General features: G+C 59.1%; 7 protein-coding genes and 1 pseudogene. All 8 read left to right on the top strand.

The features are described 5' to 3' along the window. Positions 1 to 1,022 (top strand): tRNA 2-thiouridine(34) synthase MnmA (mnmA, locus tag ACIF4X_RS28585; protein WP_397484625.1); only part of this gene is annotated, 1,022 nt, incomplete at its 5' end. Then, the gene (gene hflD / locus ACIF4X_RS28580) at positions 1,019 to 1,642 is read left to right on the top strand and encodes a high frequency lysogenization protein HflD (protein ID WP_397484624.1); all 624 of its coding nucleotides are present in this window, start codon (positions 1,019 to 1,021) and stop codon (positions 1,640 to 1,642) included. The genes mnmA and hflD, both read left to right, overlap by 4 nt. A gap of 126 nt (positions 1,643 to 1,768) precedes the next feature. Then, positions 1,769 to 3,139 (top strand): adenylosuccinate lyase, encoded by a 1,371-nt coding sequence (purB, locus tag ACIF4X_RS28575; protein WP_397484623.1) that lies wholly within the window; start codon positions 1,769 to 1,771, stop codon positions 3,137 to 3,139. A gap of 86 nt (positions 3,140 to 3,225) precedes the next feature. Beyond that, a complete protein-coding gene (locus ACIF4X_RS28570) occupies positions 3,226 to 4,395 on the top strand; it encodes a cupin domain-containing protein (protein WP_064117792.1) in 1,170 nt (389 codons plus the stop codon). Next, positions 4,388 to 4,813 carry a GNAT family N-acetyltransferase gene (locus ACIF4X_RS28565; protein WP_034155132.1) on the top strand — a complete coding sequence of 142 codons (426 nt, stop codon included), beginning with the start codon at positions 4,388 to 4,390 and terminating at the stop codon, positions 4,811 to 4,813. The genes ACIF4X_RS28570 and ACIF4X_RS28565 overlap by 8 nt, the downstream gene beginning before the upstream one ends. Before the next feature lie 240 nt (positions 4,814 to 5,053). Further along, the gene (locus tag ACIF4X_RS28560; RefSeq protein ID WP_236431041.1) at positions 5,054 to 5,815 is read left to right on the top strand and encodes a secretin N-terminal domain-containing protein; all 762 of its coding nucleotides are present in this window, start codon (positions 5,054 to 5,056) and stop codon (positions 5,813 to 5,815) included. Positions 5,816 to 6,289: 474 nt separating this feature from the next. Continuing rightward, the gene (aceA, locus tag ACIF4X_RS28555) at positions 6,290 to 7,615 is read left to right on the top strand and encodes an isocitrate lyase (RefSeq protein WP_007920195.1); all 1,326 of its coding nucleotides are present in this window, start codon (positions 6,290 to 6,292) and stop codon (positions 7,613 to 7,615) included. A 634-nt stretch (positions 7,616 to 8,249) separates the two neighbouring features. After that, positions 8,250 to 8,413: pseudogene (locus tag ACIF4X_RS28550) on the top strand (NADH-quinone oxidoreductase subunit A); the annotation flags it as partial.

Genomic DNA, 8,413 nt, shown 5'->3' with positions numbered 1-8,413 from the left:
GCCTCGCAGTCGAAGGCCTGCACATCAAGAACTGGGAAGAAGACGACGGAACGGAATACTGCACCGCCATGGACGATCTGGCGGATGCCCAGGCTGTCTGCGACAAGATCGGCATCAAGCTGCACACCGCCAACTTCGCCGCCGAGTACTGGGACAACGTGTTCGAGCACTTCCTCGCCGAGTACAAGGCCGGTCGCACGCCGAACCCGGACATCCTGTGTAACCGCGAGATCAAGTTCAAGGCGTTCCTCGACTACGCCATGATGCTCGGCGCCGACCTGATCGCCACCGGCCACTACGTGCGCCGCCGCGACATCGATGGCCGCACTGAGCTGCTCAAAGGCCTCGACCCGAACAAGGATCAGAGCTACTTCCTGCACGCCGTTGGCGGCGAACAGATCGCCAAGACCCTGTTCCCGGTCGGCGAACTGGAGAAACCTGAAGTTCGTGCGATTGCCGAGAAATACGAGCTGGCGACCGCCAAGAAGAAGGATTCCACCGGAATCTGCTTCATCGGCGAGCGTCGTTTCAGCGACTTCCTCAAGCAATACCTGCCGGCGCAACCGGGCGAGATCAAGACCACCGAAGGCGACGTCATCGGCCGTCACCACGGCTTGATGTACCACACCATCGGTCAGCGCCAGGGCCTTGGCATCGGCGGTTTGAAGGACGCCGGCGATGAGCCGTGGTACGTGCTGCGCAAGGATCTGGACACCAACGAGCTGATCGTCGGCCAAGGCAACAACCATCCGTGGCTGTTCTCCGGCGCCCTGCTCGCGTCGGAAATCTATTGGGTCAACCCGATCGATCTGAGCCAGCCGCTGCGCCTGACCGCCAAGGTGCGTTATCGCCAGAGCGATCAAGCCTGCACCCTGGAAAAAACCGCCAGCGGCTACCGCGCTGTGTTCGACGAACCGCAACGCGCGGTAACACCGGGCCAATCGGTGGTGTTCTACGACGGTGAAATCTGCCTCGGTGGCGGCGTGATCGAAGTGGCCGAGCCGTGGAGCGGCCAGGCATGAGCCCGACTCAGGAACAACTGACGGCGCTGGGCGGTGTGTTTCTCGCCGCCGTGCTGGTCGACCGGATCGCCAAGACCGGCCAGACCAGCGAGGCCGGCCTGACCTGCATGCTCGGCAGCCTGTTGGTGCGCGACCCGAAAGACACGCTGGACGTGTACGGCGGCGATGACCTCAATCTGCGCGAAGGCTACCGCGCGCTGATTGGCGCCCTTGAACGTGATCCGAGCACGCTGCAACGCGAGCCGCTGCGTTATGCACTGTCGATGCTCGGCCTGGAACGTCAACTGGCCAAGCGCAACGACATGCTCGACACCATCGGCAAGCGTTTGCCGCAGATCCAGTCGCAGGTCGAGCATTTCGGCCCGGCCCACGAAAACGTGGTGGCGGCTTGCGGCGCGCTGTATCAGGACACCCTGAGCACGCTGCGCCAACGCATTCAGGTGCACGGCGACATGCGCAACCTGCAGCAACCGAGCAATGCCTCGAAGATTCGCGCCCTGCTCCTCGCCGGCATTCGTTCGGCGCGCCTGTGGCGGCAGCTCGGCGGCCATCGCTGGCAGTTGGTGGTGAGCCGGCGCAAGCTGCTCAAAGAGCTGTATCCGTTGATGCGCAGCGAGTAAACGCCGCGCAATAAAAGCTTTGTAGTCTGTAACGCGTAATACGCCGGTCAGTTGGCAACGGACCGGCGGATTTTTTCATGTATGATACGCGCCCCATTTCGTTGCCCGACTGTCCGAGAACACCCCATGCAGCTTTCTTCGCTCACTGCGGTTTCCCCTGTTGACGGCCGCTACGCCGGCAAAACCCAGGCCCTGCGCCCGATTTTCAGCGAGTACGGTCTGATCCGTGCCCGTGTTCTGGTTGAAGTGCGCTGGCTCCAGCGCCTGGCCGCCCACGCTGGCATCCCTGAAGTGCCAGCCTTCTCCGCCGAGGCCAACGCCGTTCTCAATGAACTGGCTGAAAACTTCTCGCTGGAGCACGCCGAGCGCGTCAAAGAGATCGAGCGCACCACCAACCACGACGTCAAGGCGATCGAATACCTGCTCAAAGAGCAGGCGGCCAAGCTGCCGGAGCTGGCCAATGTCAGCGAGTTCATCCACTTTGCCTGCACCAGCGAAGACATCAACAACCTGTCCCACGCCCTGATGCTGCGCGAAGGCCGTGACGAGGTGATGCTGCCGCTGATGCGCCAGACTGCCGAAGCCATCCGCGAGCTGGCCATCCGTTTCGCTGACGTGCCGATGCTGTCGCGCACTCACGGCCAACCAGCCTCGCCGACCACTCTGGGTAAAGAGCTGGCGAACGTGGTTTACCGTCTCGAGCGTCAAATTGCTCAAGTCGCTGCCGTGCCGCTGCTGGGCAAGATCAACGGCGCTGTCGGCAACTACAACGCGCACCTGTCGGCCTACCCGCAGATCGACTGGGAAGCCAATGCCCGCGCCTTCATCGAAGACGAGCTGGGCCTGGGCTTCAACCCGTACACCACGCAGATCGAACCGCACGACTACATCGCCGAGCTGTTCGACGCGATCGCGCGCTTCAACACCATCCTGATCGACTTCGACCGTGACATCTGGGGCTACATCTCCCTGGGTTATTTCAAGCAGCGCACCATCGCTGGCGAAATCGGTTCGTCGACCATGCCGCACAAGGTCAACCCGATCGACTTCGAAAACTCCGAAGGCAATCTGGGCATCGCCAACGCACTGTTCCAGCACCTGGCGAGCAAACTGCCGATTTCCCGCTGGCAGCGCGACCTGACCGACTCCACCGTCCTGCGCAACCTCGGTGTCGGCTTCGCCCACAGCGTGATTGCCTACGAAGCCAGCCTCAAAGGCATCAGCAAACTTGAGCTGAACGCTCAGAAGATTGCTGCCGACCTCGACGCTTGCTGGGAAGTATTGGCCGAGCCGATCCAGACCGTGATGCGCCGTTACAACATCGAAAATCCGTACGAGAAGTTGAAAGAACTGACCCGTGGCAAGGGCATCAGCCCTGAAGCGCTGCAGACTTTCATCGATGGTCTGGACATGCCTGCCGAAGCGAAAGCCGAGCTCAAGCAACTGACCCCGGCCAACTACATCGGCAACGCTGTAGCGCAAGCCAAACGCATCTGATCGACCGCTTGACCCGTTTGAGACGCCCGGCCGCGCCGGGCGTTTTTATTCCCGTCTGAAAAGTGCTTTTTTTCAATAGGTTACATATGAATTCCGATATTCCTCTTCAACTTCTGGGCGGCATCACGGCGCGCGAATTCCTGCGCGACTACTGGCAGAAAAAGCCACTGTTGATCCGTCAGGCAATTCCTGACTTCGAAAGTCCGATCGACGCCGACGAACTGGCCGGCCTGGCCCTGGAAGAAGAAGTCGAATCGCGTCTGGTGATCGAGCACGGCGAGCGCCCATGGGAACTGCGTCGCGGCCCGTTCGCTGAAGACGAGTTCAGCAAATTGCCGGAAAAAGAGTGGACCCTGCTGGTGCAAGCGGTCGACCAGTTCGTCCCGGAAGTCAGCGAACTGCTGGAAAACTTCCGTTTCCTGCCGAGCTGGCGCGTCGACGACGTGATGATCAGCTTCGCCGCCCCGGGTGGCAGTGTTGGTCCGCACTTCGACAACTACGACGTGTTCCTGCTGCAAGGCCACGGCAAGCGCAACTGGAAAATCGGCCAGATGTGCGACTCCGAAAGCCCGCTGCTGCAACATGCGGACCTGCGCATCCTCGCTGAATTCCACGAAACCGAAGAGTGGGTGCTGGAACCAGGCGACATGCTCTACCTGCCACCGCGCTTGGCTCACTGCGGCGTCGCGGTCGATAACTGCATGACCTACTCGGTCGGTTTCCGCGCACCAAGCGCTTCCGAAGTGCTGACTCACTTCACTGACTTCCTCAGCCAGTTCCTGACTGACGAAGAGCGCTACACCGACGCCGACGCACAGCCAGCAGCCGATCCACACCAGATTCAACACGATGCACTGGATCGCCTGAAAGCCCTGCTCGCCGAGCACATGAGCGACGAGCGCCTGCTGCTGACCTGGTTCGGCCAGTACATGACCGAGCCGCGCTACCCAGAACTGGTGGCCGGCCCGGAAGACATCGAAGAAGAAGATTTCCTCGCCGCCCTGCAGGATGGCGCCATTCTGATCCGCAACCCGAGTGCGCGCCTGGCCTGGTCGGAAGTCGATGACGACCTGCTGCTGTTCGCCAGCGGCCAGAGCCGTTACCTGCCGGGCAAACTGCGCGAACTGCTGAAGCTGATCTGCGCTGCTGACGCACTGCACACCGACAACCTCGGTGAGTGGCTGAACGACGAAGACGCTTGCAGCCTGCTGTGCCAGTTGGTCAAGCAAGGGAGCCTGGGGTTCGCCGATGAATAAGATTCGCGTTCGTGTCGCAGACTGGCAGAAGGACATCGCCGAGATCCGGCGCATTCGTGAAACGGTGTTCATCGCCGAGCAATCGGTGCCACCTGAGCTGGAATGGGACGCGGATGACGCGACCGCCGTGCATTTTCTGGCGTTTGAAGGCGACTTCCCGATCGGCACTGCGCGCCTGTTGCCTGACGGGCACATTGGCCGCGTTTCGGTGCTGAAAGACTGGCGCGGGATGAAGGTGGGTGATGCGCTGATGCAAGCGGTGATTGCTGAAGCCGAAGAACGTGGCCTGAAGCAGCAGATGCTCAGCGCTCAGGTGCAAGCCACGGCGTTCTATGAGCGCCTGGGTTTCAGCCTGGTCAGTGAGGAGTTCCTCGAAGCCGGGATTCCGCATGTCGACATGGTTCGCCATTCGGCTTGAACCCCTCCCCGATCGTTCCCACGCTCTGCGTGGGAATGCCTCTCGGGACGCTCCGCGTCCCTTGCGGCATTTGACGCAGAGCGTCACTGGCTGCATTCCCACGCAGAGCGTGGGAACGATCATGTAAAACGCCCCGACACCCAACGATGCCGGGGCGTTTTGCTGTCTACGATTCAACTTGCCCCACCCCAGGCCGACAAACTGGCAATATCAAGCCTTTCGAAAGCGGAGATAACGGACATGTCCCTACGCACCCTGCTCACCACCCTGCTGCTCGGTTGCAGTTTTTCGGTGATGGCAGCCACAGAAATCGTGCCTCTCAATTACCGCACCAGCACCGACATGCTGCCGATGGCGCAAGACTTCCTCGGCAAGGACGGTCAGGTCAGCGCCTACGGCAATCAACTGATCATCAAGGCCGAGCCAGACAAGATTCAGGAACTCAAGGCACTGATCACCCAACTCGACACCGCGCCCAAACGCCTGCTGATCACCGTCGACACCAACGAAAACAATGGCCGGGGCGACGAGGGTTATTCGGTCAATGGCGCACAGCCAAGTCAGACCCGCATCATCAGCCGCAGCACCACCAGCCGTAACGGCGGCGTGCAACAGGTGCAAGCCAGCGAAGGCATGCCGGCGCTGATCCAAGTAGGACAAAGCGTGCCGATCACCAGCAGCCAGAGCAACTCCTACGGCGATTACAGCAGCCAGACCCAATACCGCAACGTTACTCGAGGGTTTTACGTCACCGCCAGCGTCACCGGTGACACCGTTCACCTGGCGATCACTACCAACAATGACCGAATGAGCCAGGAACGTTCCGATGTAGTGAACGTACAAAGTACCGACACAACGGTCAGCGGACGCCTCGGCGAATGGATCACCCTCGCCGGCGTCAACAGCCAGACCCAGGCTGATAAACAGGGCCTGACCCGCAGCTACTCGACTCAAGGCCGGGATGACATGACCTTGCGGGTCAAAGTCGACACACTGGACTAAAGCACCAAAAACTGACTGATTAGTCGTATTAGACGAAAGATGTAGTGCTTGAAAAAAAGCACTACAAAACGTTTGACGAGGCAAAAAAGCGAAGGCATGATGGCCTCGCTCCCGCTAATCAGAGGCCCTGGCAAGGGCCTTCGAAGCGATGTTCGCACCTACCCCGCGAACCGTTTCGTGTCTGTACCGCCCACAAGGTGTGTTTGACGAGGTTGCCGACTGGAACGAAGTTGTCCCGAGGGACGGAAGCGTAATTAGGTAACCCGGCTCCACACTGTAGACCGTATAGAGGCCCACGACGCCCGAATGCGCCCGCAGTCCGCCACTACCTGCTCACTTCCCCTCGAGCCCATCGTTCATCCCGTCGTCTACCCCGCCGAATCCGACTTGACCACCTAAGCTTCTGGTCAGCGAGCGCAGGAATTTTCCACCGCAGAACAACTTTTCATAAAAGACGCGACGAGGTTTATCTCCATGGCACTGACACGCGAACAGCAAATTGCAGCCCTCGAAAAAGACTGGGCTGAAAACCCGCGCTGGAAAGGCGTGACACGCACTTACTCCGCTGCTGACGTCGTCCGTCTGCGTGGCTCGGTTCAACCTGAGCACACCTTTGCAAAAATGGGCGCCGACAAGCTGTGGAACCTGGTCACCCAGGGTGCCAAGCCGTCCTTCCGTCCTGAGAAAGATTTCGTCAACTGCATGGGCGCCCTGACCGGCGGCCAGGCTGTTCAACAGGTTAAAGCCGGTATCCAGGCGATCTACCTGTCGGGCTGGCAAGTGGCTGCGGACAACAACTCCGCAGAATCCATGTACCCGGACCAGTCGCTGTACCCGGTGGACTCGGTGCCAACCGTGGTCAAGCGCATCAACAACTCGTTCCGTCGTGCTGACCAGATCCAGTGGAAAGCCGGCAAGAACCCGGGCGACGATGGCTACATCGACTACTTCGCGCCGATCGTGGCTGACGCTGAAGCCGGTTTCGGCGGCGTACTCAACGCTTACGAACTGATGAAGAGCATGATCGAAGCAGGCGCCGCCGGCGTTCACTTCGAAGACCAACTGGCTTCCGTGAAAAAATGCGGTCACATGGGCGGCAAGGTACTGGTTCCAACTCAGGAAGCCGTACAGAAGCTGACCGCTGCGCGTCTGGCTGCTGACGTTGCCGGTACCCCGACCATCATTCTGGCCCGTACCGACGCGAACGCCGCTGACCTGCTGACCTCCGATTGCGACCCGTACGACCAGCCGTTCGTGACTGGCGAGCGCACTCAGGAAGGTTTCTACAAGGTACGTGCCGGCCTCGATCAAGCCATCGCCCGTGGCCTGGCTTACGCGCCATACGCCGACCTGATCTGGTGCGAAACCGCCAAGCCGGATCTGGACGAGGCTCGTCGCTTCGCCGAAGCGATCAAAAAGGAATACCCGGACCAACTGCTGTCGTACAACTGCTCGCCTTCCTTCAACTGGAAGAAAAACCTGGACGACGCGACCATCGCCAAGTTCCAGCGCGAACTGTCCGCCATGGGCTACAAGCACCAGTTCATCACCCTGGCCGGCATCCACAACATGTGGCACAGCATGTTCAACCTGGCGCACGACTACGCCCGCAACGACATGACTGCCTACGTGAAGCTGCAAGAGCAGGAGTTCGCTGACGCCGCCAAGGGTTACACCTTCGTGGCTCACCAGCAGGAAGTGGGCACCGGCTACTTCGACGACATGACCACCGTGATTCAAGGTGGCTCGTCGTCGGTAACCGCACTGACCGGTTCGACTGAAGAAGAACAGTTCCACTGATTCGGCTTCGCTGAGCAAACGGCCTTTGCGGATCGGATAGAAAGCTAACCGCAGAGCCGCAAAACTGACGCCCCGACTGGTTCGGGGCGTTTTTTTGTGCCCAGAAAACAAACCTTCCCCTGTAGGAGCTGCCGAAGGCTGCGATCTTTTGACTTTGTTTTTTCAGAATCAAAAGCAGGATCAAAAGATCGCAGCCTTCGGCAGCTCCTACAGAGATCGGCGTCGTTTGGAGAAAACATTGATCCAGAGCGGTACAACCGTCAGAAAAATCCGCTAAAACGGGCGCCGTCGCTACTTGCAGTAACGTGCAAGTAAGACAACTTCCCAACTGACATCCCGTTAAACAGTTACAAAACCACTCCAAACGATATCAATTATCATTTAGCCGCAACTATGTTCGTTACATTCCCTACAAAACATTATTTGCATAAACCCGCCTAATGCCCGCTACGCATGGGCTGCAGGGCATTGGAGATGCGCTATGTCCTTATTCCAATAAATAATTTCGCTATAGGAATTTTACTTGCAGGGTGTTTAGCCATAAAATCAGCGCGATTGATTGCTGCGACATATCGTCACTGCCTATTTCTTTATCAAGCTCAGAGACCTTTGCTCTCTGTTAAGGATTACCAGCATGCCCGAAGCGACAGGACTCATGGCCCACAACTGGGGCTTTGCCATTTTCCTTCTGGGTGTCGTCGGCCTCTGCGCCTTCATGCTTGGCGTTTCCAGCCTCCTCGGGTCAAAAGCCTGGGGCCGCAGCAAAAACGAACCGTTCGAGTCGGGCATGCTACCTAC

The organism is Pseudomonas sp. NPDC085632 (assembly GCF_044541255.1).
Lineage (GTDB): Bacteria > Pseudomonadota > Gammaproteobacteria > Pseudomonadales > Pseudomonadaceae > Aquipseudomonas.
Note: the sequence above shows the minus strand (reverse complement) of the source record. Positions and strands in the feature narration are given on the sequence as shown.